General features: G+C 52.4%; 17 protein-coding genes. 11 read left to right on the forward strand and 6 right to left on the reverse strand.

Annotated features, from left to right (window positions below; all coding sequences use genetic code 11):
• Positions 1 to 29 precede the first annotated feature (29 nt).
• The 3 genes from NDI45_RS10140 (at position 30) to NDI45_RS10150 (ending at position 3,297) form a co-directional block, all read left to right on the forward strand.
• The gene (locus NDI45_RS10140) at positions 30 to 1,604 is read left to right on the forward strand and encodes a metallophosphoesterase (protein WP_348247221.1); all 1,575 of its coding nucleotides are present in this window, start codon (positions 30 to 32) and stop codon (positions 1,602 to 1,604) included.
• A gap of 192 nt (positions 1,605 to 1,796) precedes the next feature.
• Entirely contained in the window at positions 1,797 to 2,591 is a 795-nt protein-coding gene (locus NDI45_RS10145) for a histidine kinase (protein WP_190790595.1), read from the forward strand.
• Positions 2,592 to 2,895: 304 nt separating this feature from the next.
• Positions 2,896 to 3,297 (forward strand): Fur family transcriptional regulator, encoded by a 402-nt coding sequence (locus NDI45_RS10150; protein ID WP_348247222.1) that lies wholly within the window; start codon positions 2,896 to 2,898, stop codon positions 3,295 to 3,297.
• A gap of 37 nt (positions 3,298 to 3,334) precedes the next feature.
• On the opposite strand, the gene NDI45_RS10155 is transcribed toward NDI45_RS10150, so the two are convergent.
• Together NDI45_RS10155 and NDI45_RS10160 are read right to left on the reverse strand one after the other, a co-directional pair.
• Complete coding sequence (locus NDI45_RS10155; protein ID WP_348247223.1) at positions 3,335 to 3,844, reverse strand: hypothetical protein; 510 nt, start codon at positions 3,842 to 3,844, stop codon at positions 3,335 to 3,337.
• A 153-nt stretch (positions 3,845 to 3,997) separates the two neighbouring features.
• Complete coding sequence (locus NDI45_RS10160; RefSeq protein WP_190790434.1) at positions 3,998 to 4,711, reverse strand: hypothetical protein; 714 nt, start codon at positions 4,709 to 4,711, stop codon at positions 3,998 to 4,000.
• A 183-nt stretch (positions 4,712 to 4,894) separates the two neighbouring features.
• On the opposite strand from NDI45_RS10160, the gene NDI45_RS10165 reads away from it, so the two are divergent.
• The 3 genes from NDI45_RS10165 to NDI45_RS10175 all read left to right on the forward strand — a co-directional run bounded on the left by NDI45_RS10165 (position 4,895) and on the right by NDI45_RS10175 (position 7,536).
• Positions 4,895 to 5,512: a class I SAM-dependent methyltransferase gene (locus NDI45_RS10165; protein WP_348247224.1), complete on the forward strand. Its 618-nt coding sequence runs from the start codon at positions 4,895 to 4,897 to the stop codon at positions 5,510 to 5,512.
• Positions 5,513 to 5,717: 205 nt separating this feature from the next.
• Complete coding sequence (locus tag NDI45_RS10170) at positions 5,718 to 6,824, forward strand: Gfo/Idh/MocA family oxidoreductase (RefSeq protein ID WP_348247225.1); 1,107 nt, start codon at positions 5,718 to 5,720, stop codon at positions 6,822 to 6,824.
• 4 nt (positions 6,825 to 6,828) lie between these two features.
• Positions 6,829 to 7,536 carry an HAD family phosphatase gene (locus NDI45_RS10175; RefSeq protein WP_348247226.1) on the forward strand — a complete coding sequence of 236 codons (708 nt, stop codon included), beginning with the start codon at positions 6,829 to 6,831 and terminating at the stop codon, positions 7,534 to 7,536.
• Between the two features lie 53 nt (positions 7,537 to 7,589).
• On the opposite strand, the gene NDI45_RS10180 is transcribed toward NDI45_RS10175, so the two are convergent.
• Entirely contained in the window at positions 7,590 to 7,946 is a 357-nt protein-coding gene (locus NDI45_RS10180) for a signal peptidase I (RefSeq protein ID WP_190790430.1), read from the reverse strand.
• A 469-nt stretch (positions 7,947 to 8,415) separates the two neighbouring features.
• Between NDI45_RS10180 and NDI45_RS10185 the strand changes: the two genes are divergently transcribed.
• From NDI45_RS10185 to galK, 4 genes are all read left to right on the forward strand, one after another.
• On the forward strand, positions 8,416 to 10,374 hold the full coding sequence (locus NDI45_RS10185; protein ID WP_348247227.1) for a glycoside hydrolase family 2 TIM barrel-domain containing protein: 1,959 nt from the start codon (positions 8,416 to 8,418) through the stop codon (positions 10,372 to 10,374).
• 297 nt (positions 10,375 to 10,671) lie between these two features.
• Positions 10,672 to 11,775: a galactose-1-phosphate uridylyltransferase gene (gene galT / locus NDI45_RS10190; protein ID WP_348247283.1), complete on the forward strand. Its 1,104-nt coding sequence runs from the start codon at positions 10,672 to 10,674 to the stop codon at positions 11,773 to 11,775.
• Positions 11,776 to 11,974: 199 nt separating this feature from the next.
• Positions 11,975 to 13,105, forward strand: a complete 1,131-nt coding sequence (locus tag NDI45_RS10195) for a M24 family metallopeptidase (protein WP_348247228.1) — start codon at positions 11,975 to 11,977, stop codon at positions 13,103 to 13,105.
• Positions 13,106 to 13,144: 39 nt separating this feature from the next.
• Entirely contained in the window at positions 13,145 to 14,227 is a 1,083-nt protein-coding gene (gene galK / locus NDI45_RS10200; protein ID WP_348247229.1) for a galactokinase, read from the forward strand.
• Between the two features lie 130 nt (positions 14,228 to 14,357).
• Here the strand turns inward: galK and NDI45_RS10205 are convergent, their stop codons facing one another.
• Positions 14,358 to 15,203: a basic amino acid ABC transporter substrate-binding protein gene (locus NDI45_RS10205; RefSeq protein ID WP_348247230.1), complete on the reverse strand. Its 846-nt coding sequence runs from the start codon at positions 15,201 to 15,203 to the stop codon at positions 14,358 to 14,360.
• 706 nt (positions 15,204 to 15,909) lie between these two features.
• Positions 15,910 to 16,839 carry an allantoinase PuuE gene (gene puuE, locus NDI45_RS10210; RefSeq protein ID WP_348247231.1) on the reverse strand — a complete coding sequence of 310 codons (930 nt, stop codon included), beginning with the start codon at positions 16,837 to 16,839 and terminating at the stop codon, positions 15,910 to 15,912.
• 185 nt (positions 16,840 to 17,024) lie between these two features.
• Here puuE and NDI45_RS10215 point away from each other — a divergent pair, with 185 nt between their 5' ends.
• Positions 17,025 to 17,921: a hypothetical protein gene (locus NDI45_RS10215; protein WP_348247232.1), complete on the forward strand. Its 897-nt coding sequence runs from the start codon at positions 17,025 to 17,027 to the stop codon at positions 17,919 to 17,921.
• 248 nt (positions 17,922 to 18,169) lie between these two features.
• Here the strand turns inward: NDI45_RS10215 and NDI45_RS10220 are convergent, their stop codons facing one another.
• On the reverse strand, positions 18,170 to 19,198 hold the full coding sequence (locus NDI45_RS10220; RefSeq protein ID WP_348247284.1) for a glycosyltransferase: 1,029 nt from the start codon (positions 19,196 to 19,198) through the stop codon (positions 18,170 to 18,172).
• Between the last annotated feature and the right edge of the window lie 13 nt (positions 19,199 to 19,211).

Below are 19,211 nucleotides of genomic sequence, written 5' to 3' on the forward strand. Positions count from 1 at the left end.
GTGCAATCGATCGCGCCTGTTAACTCACTATGAAATTTGTTACCGACCCGTCCATTCCAAGCAAGATTGAAAAAATGAAGCAGCGCGTTCGCTGGCGTGAATCAGCAATCGTGCAGCGCAAAATTGATCAAACGCGACTGGTGCTGGAAGACGGACAGGACGATCGATCGGAGTTTTCGTTTTTGGTGCTGGGTGATAGCGGAACTGGGGCACATCGGGGCTACGATCCCCAGCGTCGCATTGCTGAAATGATGGCTGAGCAGCGAGAAGACTGCCGCTTTGTGCTGCATACCGGGGATGTCGTCTATCTGGTGGGTTCTAGCGAGTATTACCCGCAGAATTTCGTACTGCCTTATCGAGAGTTTTTAGTGGACGGCGATCGAGCAGAAAAAATTCGCTACGATCAGATGCGCTTTAACCTGCCGTTTCTGCCTGTGCTGGGCAACCATGATTATTACGATTTGCCGATTCTGTTTGGAGCGTTAGCGCAATCGTTCTATCCAGTGCGGCGGCTCCTGCGATCGAGGATTGATTTTGATATTGGCTGGCACGGTTCCTATCAGGGTGGAGCCTATGCGAAAGCGTTTATCGACTGTTTAAGCGACCTCAGATCCGGGCAGACCCTAGCTCAGCACCTCGATCAACACTACACGGCTCAGTGGGGCAGCGATCGCTGTTTGTCTTATCAGCCTAAGCTATTTACCCGTTTGCCCAATCGCTACTATCGTTTTCGGGTGGGCGGCATTGATTTTTTTGCGCTGGATTCCAATACGTTTAACGCTCCGGCTCCTTTACCCGATACCCCAGCAGGACAAGCCTATCGAGAGGTTTTGGAGCAGCGACGCAAAGAAGTCAATGCCGAACAGCAGATGATTGTTGAACGGCTTTCAGGCTTTCGCGCCGATCTGCCCCATGATTCCGAACTGATCGACGACCAGCGCACTAAATTAGAGCAGCTTGAAGAAGTCGAACGCGATATTGATCAACAGCTTGAAACCCGCACCCCGCCGCTGGTGGATGACGAGCAATTAAAGTGGCTTGAGCAAGGCTTGATCGAATCCTGGAATACCGATGACGTGCGAGGAAGAGTGCTGTTCTTTCACCATCCGCCCTATGTCACTGAAGCCACAAAATGGCATCAAGCGCAAACGCTAGCAGTGCGTCAACGAATGCGGCAGGTGTTTGAAAATGTGGCAAAATCAATCGCAGAACGAGCGGCAAATCGATCGATTGTGGATTTAATTCTGAACGGACACGCCCACTGTTTAGAACATTTGAAAACCGAATCAAACGGGCTGGCAGACGCAGGAATTAACTGCATTGTGTGCGGCGGCAGCGGCTACAGCCTACGGCGGCAGCGCATTGAAGGCACGATGCTTAACGAAACTCTGGTGGTGGATGGCAAAGTTAAAAATTTGAACGTTGCCCAATCGCATCTCTATGTCGGACGCACCGGGCAGGGTTTAGAAAAGCGTCGCCCGTATTCTTTCCTCCGAATTGATGTGCAGGAGGGCAATCCGCCGCGCTTTGTGGTTCGTCCTTTTGTCGCGGAGCGATATCGCAAACAGTGGGAAAGTTACCCGCTTCAGCCGTTTACGATCTAACCTGCAAAAGTCTTTCCTGCGAAGGGTGTCGATCGCCTGGCAACTCTTAACAATAGAAATTAGAGACAGTAGAAAAATTAGGTAATCATTGCAGTTTAAAATCTGCCCTCTGCTTTGAATTGAGCGGAGGAATTCTGGTATTTTAGCCAATCAAAAGTTTCGACAATTAATTTGGATTCTGGAGTAGAAACAATGCCGAACTCGGTAGAACAGAACAATATTAAAGAACAAATTAAGGCAGATCTGGACAAAGCACGGCAGGAAGGACAGCTTAGAAGCGATCGCATTCGAGAAATTGTGCGAAATGCGGTTGTGGAAATGCGCCAGGAAGTAAAAGCCGGATCGGGAGAAGCTCGATCGCTGATCAAAGATGTAATTTCAACCGTGTTTGAAAGCCTGCAAAGCAGAGGCAAAGAAGTCAAAGAAGAAGTTACTGCGTCGATCGAAGGCGTAATTGACGGCATTAGCGAAAGTCGCCGCGCTGCCATTGCAAAAACAGAAGCGGAGATTCAAAAGCTGCAAGCCCAGGTTTCTCAAGAAGAAAACGAACTGCACACCGACGTTGAGCAAACGCTGCAAGAAATTGAAACGACCAGCAAGAGCAGTCCGGGTATGCTGCAAGAAGCCGTGAATACGGCAGTGAACGCACTCAAGAACACGGAAGAAGGCGAAATGCTGCAAAAGCGATACGCTCAGCTTCAAGCACAGTTGGCGATCGTAAAAGCCAATCTTGCAGCGCGGTATGGCGATCAATTTGATGAAGTGCAAAAGCATCTCGATAATGCAAAAGAATGGTACGAAAGCGCACGCGAATCGCAGCCCGAAGGCACAACACTGGTTCAGCAAAAACAGTCCGACGTTGAAGAAAAACTGGGCGAAGCGGGGTCTGCCCTGGCACGCGGCGAAAAGCGAGTGAAACAACTGTTGCGCGAACTGCTGCATACCGCAACGACTGCTTTTGAAGAGCGATCGAATCGCTCGAAGTAAAAGAACCCTTGCGGAATTGCGATCGTGACTTGAACTGTCTTCCTAAGAGGTGTTTTGAAACTGAACTCCTCAAAGTCGCTCCTAAGCAGGATCGATCGCGAACTCCAGCAGACTAAAACTGGGGTAGGGCATCTTCACCCTGCCCCTTTTGAGTGCATGGCATTTTGAGTGAATGACCTTTTTAATAGCAAATGACATTCGTTGACCCAGCTTAAATGACAAATCTTTTTCTGCTCATCACAGCCGTTTTGACCGAACGGCATTCCCTCCAGATAAGCTAGAGAAACAGGTTTGTCTTGAGACTATGAAATCCCACCGGACCCGCAACCAGGACAAGATTCTAGACTTGCTTAAAGCACTGAATCGGTCAGTTTCCGCACAAGATCTCTACATCGAGCTGCGAAGTCGCAGTCACAGTATGGGACTGGCAACTGTTTATCGATCGCTTGAGGCATTGAAACTCGAAGGCGTGATACAGGTGCGAACCCTGGCAAATGGCGAATCGCTCTACAGCTTGGCCCAGGAAGACCGTCATCACCTGACCTGCCTTCAGTGCGGCACTTCGATCGCGATCGACGAATGCCCGGTACATGAGCTAGAAGCAGAGCTGCACCAGTCCTATCGGTTCAAAATTTTTTATCACACGCTGGAGTTTTTCGGACTCTGCGATCGCTGTCAGTTGCCCCAGGCAGCCGGACAGGAATAAGCCAAGGTTCAAAAATCTAGAAGTTTCTAAAAAGTTTCTAAGCCCTTCTGCCAAACCGGTCTCGCAGCCTCACCCGACTGGCAATGTAAATTGGAATCTGGTAATGCTCTGCCAGCAGCCAGCTCACCATCAGTAAATGAATTCCAAACGTGCAGCCCAGCCACGCGCCCGGCAACCACTCCCAGCGACTTCCCGGCAGCGGCGGAAACACATAGGTAGAGAGCCAAACGATTCCGGTGGGCAGCGTCACCAGCACCATACCAATTAGCCAGACCACAAGCGTCAAACTTGGATCGTCGTGATAGGCAGTCTGCCAGTTGCGCCCTGTCCATTTCCAGGTCATCAGCTGGGAGCTATCGACTACCTGCACGGTTCGCATTGCCAGGTTTGCAGTGAAAATATGCCGACAGAAATTGCAGGCAAAGGCATCCATCAGGGGCAGCCCGGTAATTTGCCCGTGACGACAAATCGGACAAAGATAGCTCTCTTGATAGCTAAGGTTGTGAGGTTCTAGCAGGGGTGGATTTTTACGATCGGGCTGCATCATGGACGTTTCGGGGCACTTTCGCGGTAGAGGCACGATGAGACATGGGACAAAGTGTATCGCCAATCGGAGAAGAACTGTTCCCGCTCATGGTAGATTCGAGTGCCCTTTAGCGAATCGCCAGACTATAGATTAAGCAGATGCAATCCAGCAGGCTTAGAGCAGCCCCATCAGCGTACCCGAACCCACCGATCGCGTCACTTCTCTGCCATTTTGCTCCAGCACAACAATCGGCTCCATACCCATCTCGACCCGCTTGACTCGCACTTGTCCGTTTGCCAGAGAGTCACCCACTCGTACCGATCGACTGGTTCCCTCCTCTGGAACTTTCACAATAATATTGGTCTTGCCGCCAACCTCCAGCACGCCACTAATTTCGATCGCTTCTGCCAGTCCAGTTGGAGAAACAGGACGAGGCGCAGGTGGCACAAGCAAAGGACCAGGCATCGCAGGCTGGACGATCGGCAAAGGTGGGGCAATGGTCACAGGAGGTAAAGGAATCACCGTGGCAGGCGCATTGGCGGCTACCGTCGCAGGTGGAGCTGACTCTGCTGGGGTGGCTTTGGAAATCAGCGTCGGTGTTACAGGCAGCGCAGCAAAGGGATCAGAACGTCCGACTTCAATCTGCGGCAATCGCTGAATACCAGCCGTGGGCGGAATCAGTTCAGGGACAGGAATCGGCGCAAGCCCTTTTGCAGCAGCCTGAGCGTTTGCGGGAGCGTTTGGCGCAGTTTGAGACGTTGCGATCGGGGCTGTCCCTACTTCTGGGACGTTGGGCGATGGCAGCGTTGCGCTAGGGGTCTGACGATCGCAGGCAGTTGTTCCGCCGATTGCACTAATCAGCAGCAGCATGAACCAATGAATTTTCATACACTCACTCCTCAGTAAAACCTCACATTGCGTTCAACATTGCGTTCAATCGTTGTTCTTAACGATTGTGTTTTCAACGATTCTGTTCAAGCGCTCAATTCATGCCATGCCCGATACTCAATCATACTGAGCCTTACTGGAAATGAGATAGAAATTTTGATAGACAAGGAGAGATTAATCAGAATGGGATTTTATTCGCGCCGAATTTTGCCTTACCTGCTGGATTGGTCAATGTCCTCGGCAGAGCTAGCCCAGTATCGACAATCGGTTTTAGCCGAAGTGACCGGAACCGTGCTAGAAATCGGGTTTGGCACAGGCTTAAATCTGTCCTACTACCCGGAAGCGATTCAGCAGCTTGTGGCGATCGATGCCAATCCGGGCGTTCATGCCCTGGCAGAAAAACGGATCGCAGCATCCTCAATCACTGTAGACCATCGGGTCTTAAACGGTGAACGACTGCCAATGGCGGATCAAACCTTTGATAGTGTGGTGAGCACCTGGACACTGTGCAGCATTGCCAATGTAGAACAGGCACTCGCGGAGATTCATCGAGTCCTGAAACCAGGCGGCAAGTTCTTTTTTGTGGAGCATGGTCTGAGCCGCGATGCCGCCGTGCAGGTCTGGCAAAATCGGCTGACCCCTCTGCAAAAGGTAATTGCTGATGGCTGTCATCTCAATCGCAATATTCGACAGCTGGTTGAGCAACGGTTTGGCGAAGTTCGCATCGAAGAATTTTACGGCGAGGGACTGCCAAAGCCCCTGGGGTATCTCTACAAAGGCAAGGCAACGCGATCGTCTTAACCACTGATCAAAATCGCGATTGGCTCAGGCGACAACACTGCCGCCCAAAAATTGTACGAGTCGCGAGGCTACGTCAAAGACACCGAGCAGCAATGCCGAAAAAGCACATCCGCAATCCAAACACCCCAGACCAGAAAATCGCTTCCCCCAATCCAGTAAAATCACTTTGAGCGATTTATTCTGAGGGGAATTCCGGGGCGGGCTTATGACAAAAGCATCGATCGGCGTAGCGGTCATTGGCACGGGGTTCGGGCAAAAAATTCATATTCCCGGACTGCAAATTTATCACCGAACCGACGTGAAAGCGGTCTATCATCGCGAGCGAGACAAAGCTCAGTCGATAGCCCAGACCTTTGAAATTCCCCAGGCTTGCGGCACGATCGATGAAGTCTTATCTCGATCAGACGTGCAGGCAGTCACGATCGCCACGCCGCCTTTTTTGCACTACGAAACGGCAAAGCAAGTCTTGCAGGCGGGAAAGCATCTGCTGCTAGAAAAGCCAACGACGTTGACCGTTCAAGAGGCGATCGAGCTGTATCATCTGGCGCGATCGAACCATTTGACCGTGACGATGGACTTTGAGTTTCGGTTTATTCCCGCCTGGCAGCGATTGGCAGAGCTTTTGGCAGAAGGCTATGTCGGCGAAAAGCGATTGATCAAAGTAGACTGGCTGGCATCGAGTCGGGCAGATGCGTCGCGTCCCTGGAACTGGTATGCCCAAAAGGAATTGGGCGGTGGTGCGCTGGGGTCGATCGGTTCTCATTTGTTTGATTACCTATTCTGGCTATTTCCGCCCGTGACGCGGCTTTGCGGCTGGTTGACCACTTCGATTCCGCAGCGTCCTGACCCCGTCAGCGGTAACCTTAAGCCCGTCGATGCGGATGACACCTGTTCGCTAATGCTGGAGCTGGCAGACGGAACTCCCTGTCAGGCAGTGCTGAGCGCAGTCACCCCCCAGGGACGGGGACATTTTGTGGAGATCTATGGCGATCGCGGCACCCTGATTTTGGGCAACGACAACCAGAAAGACTATATCCACGGCTTCAAGCTGTGGGGCAGTCAAAACGGTGCGCCCCTGACCGAACTGGAAATTCCCGATCGCCTCGCGTTTCCCACGACCTATCCTGATGGGCGACTGGCTCCGTTTTTGCGAGTGATCGATCGCTGGGTGCAGGGCATCGATCAGGGCGAATCGCTCACTCCCTCGCTTTACGAAGGCGTGTATGCCCAGCTTTTAATGGATTTAACGCACCAGTCTAACGAAACCAGAACCTGGATCACGGTTCCCCGCCTGGAAAGCGTTTTAGGATAAGACAATGCTAAAAGCTGTTCTATTTGACTTTAACGGAGTCATCATCAACGATGAGCCGCTGCACGATCGCCTGCTGGAACAAGTTCTGCTGGAAGAGAACCTGCGAATCAAGCCAGAAGAATATCGTGAAGTGTGCTTGGGACGAAGCGATCGAGTTTGCTTAAACGATTTGCTGGCGCGGCGGGGTCGAGTTCCTGGCGATGACTATCTCGATAAACTGGTTGCCCGGAAATCAAGCCTGTATCAGGTTCAAATTCAATCGATGGAGAAGCTGCCCATTTATCCCGGCTTGAACGATCTGCTATTTCAAATTCGGGCTGCCAGGTTGCCTCTCGCCGTTGTCAGTGGTGCAGTGCGGGCAGAAATTGAGCAGGTGCTAAAGCAGGCAGACCTGGCACAGTATTTTTCCGTGATTGTTGCCGGAGACGAAATCAAAACCAGCAAGCCTGACCCGGAAGGTTATTTGCTTGCAGTCGATTGTCTCAATCAGCAGTTTTCCGAACTCCAACTTCAGCCGCAGAATTGTTTGGCGATCGAAGATACATTTGCCGGGATTGAAGCCGCCAAAAAAGCAGGAATGCAGGTTGTGGGCGTCGCCAATTCATACCCGTTTCATATGATGCAGCGATGCTCCAATTGGGCAGTAGATTATTTGAATGATTTGGAATTTGATCGAGTGAAGGAAGTGTTTGCGAAAAAGCAGGTGGGGTAGCGTATTAATCAACCTGATCAGCTTGATCACCCCTGATCACCCCTAATCACCACTTAGGGCGATGGCATAGAGGGAAAGCGAACTGTCAAAATAGTAGTATCTGCTTCAGCTTCCCACCAGTGTTCAACGCCAGGGAGCCACATCGCATAATCGCCCTGCTGCGCCAGAAGCACTGACCGTTCCGAAAACTCCAGCCGAAAGCGTCCACTGATCAGAATTGAAAGACTGGTGACTCGAGTGTCCTTTGTCCAGTCCTCTCGACGATCGCCCTGCCGATGCGTTCCCCACTTCAGTTCCACAGTGTTGGTCGATCGAGGGTCACTGGAGGGAGAGATAAAGTGTCCCATAAACCAGCCTTGGTAATCTTTTCCTTCTGCAATGGAATTTCCAATAATGACGCCTGAAGACATGATTTAATCCTCTAGAGGGATAGACTGCTGGTATATCGCCTGTACGGGTGATTTAAATTACAGGCGGAAGTGTTTTCAACAAACTAATATCTCTTCAACGCCTGATTTAAACCCGTTAGAAAGCCATTTCAGCGATACGTGTAGTTTTATTTGCTGAAGAAAATACTGTGTAAATTCATTTATGAAATCTCCCAGTATTTGAGGTTGTCATCTAACTTAAGAATGATTCAGTATGAAGAGGTTAAGGGCAGATTCGTTTTTGCTGAGAGTCTGTTTTTAGAAGCGGATTAATTGCAAGAAACTGTCGCGGTCTCTCTTCTTTTCGTTTCGTTAAAGAAATCACCCCCAGATCTTCTTTTTCTCCCAACGCACAGCAGATCTTTAGAGTTACTAGGATTCAAGTTTGATGCAATTACTGGGTAGAGATTTAGAGAATCAGCACCCCTCTGGTTCCGTTCCGATATCATCAATGTTCCGACAGCTTGAAACGGGGTATCCGCGTCCACAGCTCCAGCGCTCGAATTGGATTAACCTGAATGGTACCTGGCGATTCGCCTTTGATGATACCGAACAGTGGCACAAGCCCGAAGATGTGACCGAGTGGACGCACGCGATCGAGGTGCCTTTTGCGCCCGAAGCTCCGCAGAGCGGCATTGGCGATACGGGCTTTCATCCTAACTGCTGGTATGAGCGCGAGTTTGCTGTCGTCATTCAAGAACACTGCGATATTCCAGAGCAAGGGTCTGATCAGAATCATCAGCCTGCCTGCCTGACCCTTCGCCCCGGTGGTCGGGTGCTGCTGCACCTTGGTGCAGTAGACTATTACACCCGCGTCTGGGTGAACGGTCACTACATGGGCGAACACGAAGGCGGACACACTCCCTTTAGCTTTGACATCACTGCAGTTCTGAATCCGGGAGAGATTCAGCGCGTCACCGTTTGGGCACAAGATGATCCGCATGAGCTGGCAAAGCCTAGAGGCAAGCAGGACTGGCTGCTGGATGCACACAGCATTTGGTATCCCCGCACCAGCGGTATCTGGCAAACCGTCTGGCTAGAGAGCCTGCCGGAAACCTATGTCAAGCAGCTTCGCTGGACGCCTCACTTTGAACGCTGGGAGATTGGGTTTGAAGCATTCCTGGCAGGCACGATTCAGGAAAATCTTCAGCTCAAGGTGCGGCTGACCGTAGACAATCGCCTGCTGGTGAATGACATCTATGAGGTGATTAACAGCGAAGTGCATCGCCGCATTGCCCTGTCTGATCCGGGAATTGACGACTATCGCAACGCGCTGCTGTGGAGTCCTGAAAAGCCGACGCTGATCGATGCTCAGGTGCAGCTCTGGCATAACGGCGAAATGATCGATGAGGTCAAGTCCTACACGGCAATGCGAACAGTGGGCATTCAGCGCGATCGTTTCATGCTGAACGGGCATCCCTACTATCTGCGGCTCGTTCTGGATCAGGGCTACTGGACCGAAACACTAATGACCCCGCCCTCGGACGAAGCCTTGCGTCGTGATATTGAACTGACCAAGCGCATGGGCTTCAACGGCGTTCGAAAGCACCAGAAAATCGAGGACCCGCGTTTTCTCTACTGGGCAGACGTGATGGGACTGCTGGTGTGGGAAGAAATGCCGAGTGCTTATCGCTTTACCCAAAAGGCAGTCGAGCGAATCACCAAAGAATGGATCGAAGTGATTGAGCGCGACAGTAGCCATCCCTGTATTGTGGCGTGGGTTCCGATCAACGAATCCTGGGGCGTGCCGAACCTGACCGAAAACGCTGCTCATCGCTACTACGTGCAGGCACTCTACTACCTGACCAAAACCCTTGATCCGACTCGTCCGGTGATTGGCAACGACGGTTGGGAAAGTGCAACGACGGATATTCTGGCAATTCACGACTACGACAATCAGCCGCAGCGACTCGCCAACCGATATGGCTCGGATGTCAAACTGTCCGATTTGTTTCAAAATCAGCGTCCGGGTGGGCGAATCCTGACCCTCGACGGCTACCCGCATCAGGGACAGCCCATTATGCTGACTGAGTTTGGCGGCATTGCCTACACGCGCCCCGAAGAGTCTGCTCATACCTGGGGCTACGCCCGGTCGCAGGATGCCTCGGAACTGCAAGTGCAATACACTGCGCTACTTTCAGCGGTCAACCGCACCGAGATGTTTGCTGGATTCTGCTACACCCAGCTCACCGACACTTTCCAGGAAGCCAACGGTTTGCTGTACACCGATCGCACCCCTAAGTTTCCGCTAGAGGCGATCGCGGCGGCAACCCTGGCAAGAGAAGAACTCCCGGTTGCAGGGATGATTTCCTCTAATTCCGATGGATACGGCGGCACTCCTAGCTGGCAAGACCCGAATCAGGTTCAGCAAGCCCCGCACTGTAGCGGGCATCCGGGGCAGCCCTGGTAGGAAATCATCTGGAATTTGGAATTCGCACTGATGGGTTGGGGGCGAAAGTCCCCTTCTTTGTGCTGTTGCCAGGAGACAGGAACCCTACCTATTTACCCAGTGCCAGCACCAGATCAATGCTTCAGATAAATGCTTCAAGACGATCGTTCAGCTTTCAAAATTGCGAATTCTGAATTCGTATTACGCTTGCCTCTTTAGATAGGGGCTTCGATTCCCTGCTGAACGTTATGCTCTGGCTATCTGCTCAACCAACAGACATATCTTCCGGGGTTGTAGACGCAGCGCATGGCTCCTCAAATGTATTCCCAAGAGTTCACGAAGCCCGACGGTCGCAGGTTGACCCTTTACAGTCGTCAGCCCATCGATGCAGGAATTCAAGCCCCCAGTCCGGGCAATGATCCGATTCAGGCAAATCCTCATCTGCGCTGGCATCCTTTGCGGGGTGAGTGGGTGGCGTATGCAAGCCATCGTCAAGGACGCACCTTTATGCCGCCGCCGGAATATAATCCGCTCGCGCCGACGATCGATCCCAGCGTGCCCACCGAGCTGCCCCAGGGACACTATGACGTGGCGGTATTTGAAAATCGCTTTCCGTCGATGGCTCCCTCGGCACATGATGCCCCCCCAGCGATCGTCGAAACGGTGCCTGCGAACGGGGCCTGCGAGGTCGTTGTGTTTACCCAAGACCCCAATACCTCGCTGAGTCAGTTACCGCTTGATCACCTTGATCTGCTGCTGCAAGTGTGGGGCGATCGAACTCGGGCCTTGGGCGATCAGGCTCAGATTCAGTATGTGCTGCCGTTTGAGAATAAGGGCGTGGAAGTTGGGGTAACGCTGCACCATCCCCACGGACAAATTTATGCGTATCCATTTGTGCCGCCTGTTCCAGCTCGCATGCTAGAGCAGCAGCAGCTTTACTACCAGAAGCATCAGCGTGGCTTGCTGCAAGATCTGATTCAAACCGAAATTGAAGATGCTCAGCGCATTCTTTATCAGGATCAAGCAGCCGTTGCGTTTGTCCCGGTGTGTGCCCGCTATCCCTACGAGGTCTGGGTTGCGCCAATTCAGCCCGTGGCAACCTTTATGGATCTGTCGCCCTCACAGCGATCGAGTCTGGCAAAAGCTCTCAAAACCGTAACGCTTAAGTTTGACGGGCTGTGGCAGCGTCCTTTCCCGTATCTAATGGCGTGGTTTCAGGCTCCGACCGATGGGCGATCGCACCCAGAAGCACACCTGCACGCTGAGTTTTATCCGCCCTACCGCACCCGCGACAGGCTTAAATATCTGGCAGGAACCGAACTCGCCGCCGGAATGTTTGCCAACGATGCCTTGCCCGAAGAGAAAGCCAAAGACCTGCAAGCCGTTGTAGTGACGCTGGAAGAACCGAGCCTCAGCGTATAGCAAGGGGTTTCCACTGGTAGATGCGTTCCGTGCAGGGTAATACGTGCTTTCAGGGATTGATGCATTGCCGCTCTGCCTAACCTATCCTGCGATCTCCAGTCGTTTCCTGCGACCTACAGTTATTTGATTGATTAGGCTATCTGATTGACCAAGCTCGTTTCAGAAATGCTTTTAGAAATTCTTATTTGAGGACAGTCTGATGGTGACAGCACTCCCCTCGGCGATCGATCAACATGCAGCAACGGCTTCAGAAATTGCTGATAAATTGGGTAAACTGCGGCAGGCTTTGCAGGAAACGGGCGCGTCGGGCGTTCGCTTGCGGGGCACAGACTGGTTTGCCTGGGCGACAGCGGGAGGTTCCCATACCGTTTTACTGGCGGCAGAAGCGGGTGTTGCGGATGTGCTGATCACGCAAAATGGCGCGTACATTCTCACCAACGAAATTGAAGCGCAGCGACTCAAAGACGAGGAACTGTCTGGAAATATCTACCAGGTTGAGGCAAGTCCCTGGGCAGATGAGGAACCGCAAAAAGCCTTTATCCAGGAGGTGACTGGAGGCGGCAAAGTTATTAGCGATTGTCCCGCGTCGGGCGAGTTTCCCTTACCCCATTCCCTGATTCAGCAAAAGCGGATTTTATTGCCCGGTGAGATCGATCGCTATCGTCAAGTCGGACGACTCGCCAGCGAAGCGATGACCGAAGCAATGCAGCAGGCACAGCCCGACTGGACTGAGTATGAATTAGCAGGCGCAGGCGCAAAAGCAATGTGGGCAAGAGGACTTCACCCCACCCTGACGCTGGTTGCCGGAGAGCGACGCTTGCCGCTGTATCGCCATGCCGTTCCCACCGGAGAAGCGATCGGACACCGGGCAATGATGGTTTTTTGTGCGCGAGGCTTTGGGCTATACGCCAACCTCACCCGCTTTATTTCCTTCGGAAAACTATCTGAGGAAGAGCAAAACCGCCATCGCCAAGTGCGCGAAATTGAAGCTGTCGCCCTCGATCTGTCTAAGCCCGAGACCCCTCTGAATCAGGTTTACCAGACGCTCAAGCAAACCTACGAACAGCACGGCTATCCCGACGGTATTTTGAAACACCACCAGGGCGGCACCACAGGCTATCTCTCCCGCGAAGTTGTCGCCACCCCAACGACTACTGACCAACTCGCTGCCAATATGACGATCGCCTGGAACCCAAGCCTCCCTGCTGCCAAAGTCGAAGACACCTTCCTGATCCACCCTGATGGAACTCTGGAAAACCTCACCCTTGACCCTCGTTGGGTAAGCATCCCAGTCCACGATCGCTCCAGACCCCTTCCCTTAGAACTCTAACCCCCTTATCCCCTCACTCATCCCCTCATCCACCCCTCTATGTCCGATTTCAAATCCATTTTCTCTACCCCTCTTGAAGTCGAAGCGGCTGCCCCCGGACGAGTCAACCTGCTGGGAGAGCATACTGACTATAACGATGGCTTTGTCCTGCCGACGGCAATCCCGCAGCAGACGATCGTGCAGTTAGGATACAGCGCAGACCAGGCGTTTCATTTTTATTCTCATGAGCTGAAAGAGCAGGTTGATTGGCAGCCTTCAGGCACGACGCCTGCTGAATTTGCTCGCTATCTGGTGGGTTGTATTCGATCGCTCGAAGAAACCGGAATCTCCGTGCCGCCGCTCAATGTGTTTGTTGCCTCGGATGTGCCGATCGGCTCTGGACTTTCTAGCAGTGCGGCTTTGGAAGTAGCGATGCTGCGCGGACTGCGATCGCTCCTGAATCTGAAACTCGATGACGTGCAAATTGCCCAGCTCGGCCAGCAAGCCGAAATTCACTATGCCGGGGTGCAGTGCGGCATTATGGATCAAATGGCGTCTAGCCTTGCCGATCCGGTTCACATGCTGTTTCTGGATACGCGCAGCCTCGATCGCCAGATTCTCGATTTACCCGAAAACAGCGAAATCCTGGTAATCGATAGCGGCATTCCCCGAACGCTAGCAGGCAGCGGCTACAATCAGCGACGGGCAGAATGCGAAGCAGCGGCTAAACAGCTTGGTGTTAAAGCACTCCGCGATATTAGCGACCCCGCAACTGTAGAATCCTTACCAGAACCGCTGCGCCGTCGTGCCCGCCATGTGGTGACGGAAAACAATCGCGTTCTGGAAGCTAAACAGGGTGTTTCTGCCGATCGCTTTGGAGAACTGATGAATGCCTCTCACGCCAGTTTGCGGGATGACTACGAGGTGTCGGTTCCGGGACTGGATCAGCTTGTGGCAATCCTTCAGCAAACGCCAGGAGTTTTTGGTGCACGTCTGACTGGAGCCGGATTTGGCGGAGCCTGTGTTGCCCTGGTGCAGCCGGGACAGGCTGAGACGATCGCTCACCAAACCCTCGAAAAATACCAGCAGCAGGGATTTCAAGGAAAGATCCTGGTTCCTGAAAGCGATCGATCGATTCGGTAATGGAATGCAGGCGACTACGCAGATGTCTGTTCAACAGATAAGTTTAAGAGATTAAGTTCAACAGACAAACAGAGCTGTCTATCACCTTAGAACACGGCTAGGACAGCTCTGGAAAAAGCTCGAGCCTCGCTTAGATAGGAGCAGCTTCGGGCAAGGTTGGCGGCTCGCTGCCGAACCACTTCTGGTAGATCTCGTTGTACTTACCGTTTGTAAGCAACGTGTTCAGTGCCGTATTTATCTTTTCTGCGTTAGGCGAGTTTTTGGGCAAAGCAATGCCGTAATACTCCTCAGTCAGCAGCGTACCTGCGACCTTGATACCGGGAATATTGCCGCTCTTGATCGCGTATAGGGTGACTGGCGCATCGTTGATCACTGCATCTACGTTTCCGTTTGCAAGTTCCTGAAGGGCAAGCGGAGCAGAGTCAAAGCTGCGAACCTGTGCGCCCTCAATCTTTTGTGCCTCCTGTGCGCCCGTTGTGCCGAGCTGAACTGCAATTTTCTTATTGCGAAGTGAATCAAGCGAAGTGACATCGCTGCTATCGTCTTGAACTGCGATCGCCAGCCCTGCCTTAAAGTAGGGACGCGAGAAAGAAATTGCCTGCGCCCGTTCTGCAGTAATGGTCATTGAGCTAATGGCAGCATCAATGGTTCCTGCTTGCAGTGCCGGAACTAGCCCGTCAAAAGGAAGGCTTTGAAACTCTACCTGAACGCCTGCTTCCTCGGCGACTGCATTCATCAGGTCGATCGAGAATCCTTCCAGGTTGCCATCGGTTCCCTGAGACTCAAATGGAGGAAAGGCTGGCTCCGTGCCAACGCGCAGGGTGGTTGCTGCTTCCCCTGTTCCGCCTGCTGGATTGCCCACCGTTGCCGTTGGTGATTCGCCGCCGCAAGCTGCAAAGGTCAGGGCACAAACCAAGCCTAAAATGCCCAGAGTAAGCTGTCGCAAAAAACGTGATCGCGTAATGCGTACTATCATCAAATTTTCTCCTAAACCCGAACTGATGAGAATGAAAAGAATTCAGGGAATTGAATGCCGGAACTATCGCTAAGTCAATTGTTTACCAAGCGATACATTCGATAAGAACAAAAGTGTATCGACTTTGTTGAAATTGGGCGACCAGCAATCGGGGGATTATTAAAAATATCAACCTTTTGGTAGAGCTTTAGTCTATCTCTGGTGATAGAAATTCGGCTGTTTGATCTTTATCCTGGTAACTGCATTCGATCGCTTTTAGTAGCTAATCATGCTGTTCTGAGCATTCAATTGTGCTGCTTATTCCGTACAGTACTCTCTACAGCTTTGACGAACCGAAAAATAAATTGCTGCTTTAGAAAAGGTTTGCAAACAGAATTTTTCGCTGCTTTTTGAGAGGAGAAAAAGTTTGTAAACTGCTTACATTGTGTGTCAGAAGATGTGAGTTAGCAAGGTAGAGCGTCTACTGGCAGAAGCTTGGATAAAGCTTAAATAAAGTTTGATATTCTGCTTATTTTGGATGCAGTGTCACTTCAACTTCACTTCTTGTTTGCGCTTCGTGGGGAGAGAAGTGCTTGCCACCCTACGGTAGCGACCCGAAGCAGGCATGACGATGGTGATGATAACGCGAGGCAGAGCTCAGGTGCATGAGTTTTGCTAATACCTGAGCCGCGCTTTCTATCCTGGTGATTTTTCCTAAAGCTGAATTCTAAAGCTGAGTCGGCGGATGGTGCTGATGCCAGTGACGCGCAATCTCGATGCGACGACAAATCCAGACGCGATCGTGCTTTTGCACATAGTCCAGGAATCTTGCCAGCGCAGCCGCCCGTCCGGGCCTACCGACTAATCGACAGTGAAGCCCAACGCTCATCATTTTGGGAGCAGTTTCGCCTTCAGCATAAAGGGTGTCAAAGGCATCGCGCAGGTAGGCAAAAAACTGATCGCCAGAATTAAAGCCCTGATACGTCCCAAAGCGCATATCGTTGGTATCCAACGTGTAGGGAATAACCAGATGCGGTTTGCCGTAGTCATTGTTCCAGTAGGGCAAATCGTCGGCGTAGCTGTCTGCATCGTAGAGAAAACCACCTTCTTCCACGACGAGTCGGCGCGTGTTGGGGCTGATGCGACCCGTGTACCAGCCGAGAGGACGACTGCCTGTGACGCGAGTGTGAATCTCGATCGCCTTTTTGAGATGTTCTCGCTCGGTTTCCTCTCCAAAATACTGATAGTCGATCCAGCGATAGCCGTGGCTGGCAATTTCCCAGTCTGCTTCCAGCATTGCCGCGACCGCTTCGAGATTTCGCTCCAGTGCCATTGCTACTCCATAAACCGTGACCGGAAGCTGGCGATCGGTAAATAGCCGATGCAGCCGCCAAAAGCCCGCCCGACTGCCGTACTCATAGACCGACTCCATATTCATATTGCGAACTCCCATCAGCGGTGCTGCGCCGATCGTTTCAGACAGAAAGGCTTCTGAAGCCGGATCACCGTGCAAAATGCAGTTTTCGCCGCCTTCTTCGTAGTTGATCACAAACTGAACGGCAATTCGCGCCTGATTTTGCCATTGGGGATGGGGAGCAGTGCGCCCGTAACCCACCATATCTCTGGGATAGGAGTTGCTGGGATAAAAATTTTGCATATCGAGTCAGGCAATCCCTTGAGTGATGTCTTGAGCCGTTTACTGTTACGCCGATCCGAAGATACTTTGACAGCCTTTCAACTGCAAGAGAACCAAATTTCCTCGTCATCAAAAAGCAATAATTCGACCCCTGAGCAACGTGATAGACTTCCAGCAGATTTTCTGTGTTAGAGGAGTGTATTAAAATGCGCTTGACGAAAAAAGCCTTCAGAAGAGCCGGGATTGTGCTTTCGCTTGCTGCCACCGGAGGACTCACTGCTCCAGTTGCCCAGGCAACAACGATCGAGCTAGGTAGCGTTACTCCAGCAGCGGTCAGCTCTGTTCCAGCCAGTGAAGCGACGATCGCTCAGACTTCTACTCCGGCTCCCACTCCGGCTCCTGCCCCATCTCCGGCTCCTGCCCCGGCTCAAACTCCCGCTCCGGCTCAAACCCGCCCTGCCCCGGCTCCCGCTCCGGCTCAAACTCGTCCGGCTCCCGCTCAGGCTCCGGCTCCAACCCCATCTCCGGCTCCAGTAGCCCCCGCAGCAGCTCCCCGTGCAGGCGAACCTCAGCTTTATGAGCGTGCCAGTTTCATTGGAGTTTGTCGATCGAGCGGTTCCCAACCGATCAATCTCTCTGCGGACGTGACCCGCAATACGTTTGTTAGAACAATTCAACCCTTTACCCGAATTACGCTCACAGGAGTCATTGCTTACAACAGTTCCGGAGGAGTACAGTATGTGCAGATTAGCGCACCCCAGCTTGGCTACGTGCCAACCTCAACTCTATTAACCGACTGTAATGCAGGTCCGTCTCCCAGCCCCACCCCGGCTCCCACCGGACGTTCCTACCGGGTTGTACCGTCTACAGGTTTGGCTGCCCGCACATCCCCAGGCGGAGAATTTCAGACGATAAACGGTCAAATAGATGGTCCAGCAGGGGGTTCAACGGTTACAGATGTCGCCCCACCTCGCCAGCAGAACTTTAACACTCGCTCTTGGCGGCTAGTGCGCTACACCAGCATTAACGGATCATCCCGCGAAGGCTGGGTAACAGAAACCGGGGCAAACTTCCAGGGACAGAACCTCCTTCCGTTGCCTTAACCAGCGCATCTAGTAGAAGTCGATTAAAAGTCGATCGGGGGTTTAGCTGGATTTCATCAGGCAGTTCCTAAGGCAAGGGTAAGTTTGCCTGCTGCGGTTAGGAAACGCCTCAGAATTTTGGCAGGGCGAGCACGCCGAGGAGATGTTGAATGTCAGATTTATGAGATCCATCTTCACGAATGCTCAATCTGCCAAGGAACCAGAACGCCTCCGATCGACCGATCCTATTCGCCTATCTACCGACCTCTTTACACCTCCGCCTGATACTTTGCCACCTGTGGGGCAGCCTTGTACTCAATCAGCGTTGCCTGTTTCCCCTGCCACCGTTGCAGCCAGTACTTGAATTGCCCGATCGCCTGAGGAAACTTGGATAGCACACAGAACCTGCTATAGATTCGCGCTGCCGCGGGTTGATCTCCAAAATTGCGCCGATAGCGATAAATGCGCCACATCTGGTAGGGATAGCCCAGCAGCAGCATGAGACTAAAGCCCTGCGTGATAGGAACAAGCCCGATCGCCAGACTCGGCACAATTGCGCCCCAGAGCCAGCCACTACGGCATTCTCTGACTCGAAACTTTTCTGGTGAGCGACCGTGCATGGCTGCCCCCGCTGCTGCCGCCCAGCCTCCCCGCACCGATCGCTTCCACCACTGGCTAAAGCGGGTCATAGCCGCATCGTGCAGCGTCATCTTCACATCAATCCGCCAGATTTTCCATCCCTTTTGCCGCAGCCGCATACACATATCCGGCTCTTCTCCGGCAATCAGACTTTCGTTATAGCCATTCACTTCTCGAATTGCACTGGCTCGTGCCAGAATATCGCCGCCGCATTCAGTTGCTTCCCCGACGGGTGTATTCCACTCCAGATCTGCCAGCAGGTTATAAATCGAAGCTTCTGGATATCGCTCTATCCGCCGTCCCGTGACGATCGCAAGCTGCGGATTGCTATCGAGAAAAGAAACGGCTTGCTCGATCCAGCCTTCGATCAGTTCGCAGTCGCCGTCAATAAACTGCACGTACTGAATCTCAGGACAGTGCTCGATCAAATAGCGAAATCCAGCATTGCGCCCGCGTGCCATCGTGAAGGGAATCGTCATATCCAGTTCGACCACCTGCACGCCCAGAGCTTGAGCGGCTGCTACACTGCCGTCTGTAGAACCTGAGTCAACATAGACGATCGGCGTGCCTGCGGGAAGTTGGGCAATCAAGGAATTGAGACAGCGTATCAGCCGTTCTCCCTCATTACGACCGATCGCCACAACGCCAATACTGTTCATGTGCGCCTGATCC

The organism is Leptolyngbya sp. GB1-A1 (genome assembly GCF_039962475.1).
GTDB lineage: Bacteria > Cyanobacteriota > Cyanobacteriia > Elainellales > Elainellaceae > Leptolyngbya_A.

Bases quoted from the DNA above. Each gene is read 5' to 3' on its own strand.
- NDI45_RS10140 (WP_348247221.1), top strand. From the start codon at position 30: ATGAAATTTGTTACCGACCCGTCCATTCCAAGCAAGATTGAAAAAATG.
- NDI45_RS10145 (WP_190790595.1), top strand. From the start codon at position 1,797: ATGCCGAACTCGGTAGAACAGAACAATATTAAAGAACAAATTAAGGCA.
- NDI45_RS10150 (WP_348247222.1), top strand. From the start codon at position 2,896: ATGAAATCCCACCGGACCCGCAACCAGGACAAGATTCTAGACTTGCTT.
- NDI45_RS10155 (WP_348247223.1), bottom strand. From the start codon at position 3,844: ATGATGCAGCCCGATCGTAAAAATCCACCCCTGCTAGAACCTCACAAC.
- NDI45_RS10160 (WP_190790434.1), bottom strand. From the start codon at position 4,711: ATGAAAATTCATTGGTTCATGCTGCTGCTGATTAGTGCAATCGGCGGA.
- NDI45_RS10165 (WP_348247224.1), top strand. From the start codon at position 4,895: ATGGGATTTTATTCGCGCCGAATTTTGCCTTACCTGCTGGATTGGTCA.
- NDI45_RS10170 (WP_348247225.1), top strand. From the start codon at position 5,718: ATGACAAAAGCATCGATCGGCGTAGCGGTCATTGGCACGGGGTTCGGG.
- NDI45_RS10175 (WP_348247226.1), top strand. From the start codon at position 6,829: ATGCTAAAAGCTGTTCTATTTGACTTTAACGGAGTCATCATCAACGAT.
- NDI45_RS10180 (WP_190790430.1), bottom strand. From the start codon at position 7,946: ATGTCTTCAGGCGTCATTATTGGAAATTCCATTGCAGAAGGAAAAGAT.
- NDI45_RS10185 (WP_348247227.1), top strand. From the start codon at position 8,416: ATGTTCCGACAGCTTGAAACGGGGTATCCGCGTCCACAGCTCCAGCGC.
- galT (WP_348247283.1), top strand. From the start codon at position 10,672: ATGTATTCCCAAGAGTTCACGAAGCCCGACGGTCGCAGGTTGACCCTT.
- NDI45_RS10195 (WP_348247228.1), top strand. From the start codon at position 11,975: ATGGTGACAGCACTCCCCTCGGCGATCGATCAACATGCAGCAACGGCT.
- galK (WP_348247229.1), top strand. From the start codon at position 13,145: ATGTCCGATTTCAAATCCATTTTCTCTACCCCTCTTGAAGTCGAAGCG.
- NDI45_RS10205 (WP_348247230.1), bottom strand. From the start codon at position 15,203: ATGATAGTACGCATTACGCGATCACGTTTTTTGCGACAGCTTACTCTG.
- puuE (WP_348247231.1), bottom strand. From the start codon at position 16,839: ATGCAAAATTTTTATCCCAGCAACTCCTATCCCAGAGATATGGTGGGT.
- NDI45_RS10215 (WP_348247232.1), top strand. From the start codon at position 17,025: ATGCGCTTGACGAAAAAAGCCTTCAGAAGAGCCGGGATTGTGCTTTCG.
- NDI45_RS10220 (WP_348247284.1), bottom strand. From the start codon at position 19,198: ATGAACAGTATTGGCGTTGTGGCGATCGGTCGTAATGAGGGAGAACGG.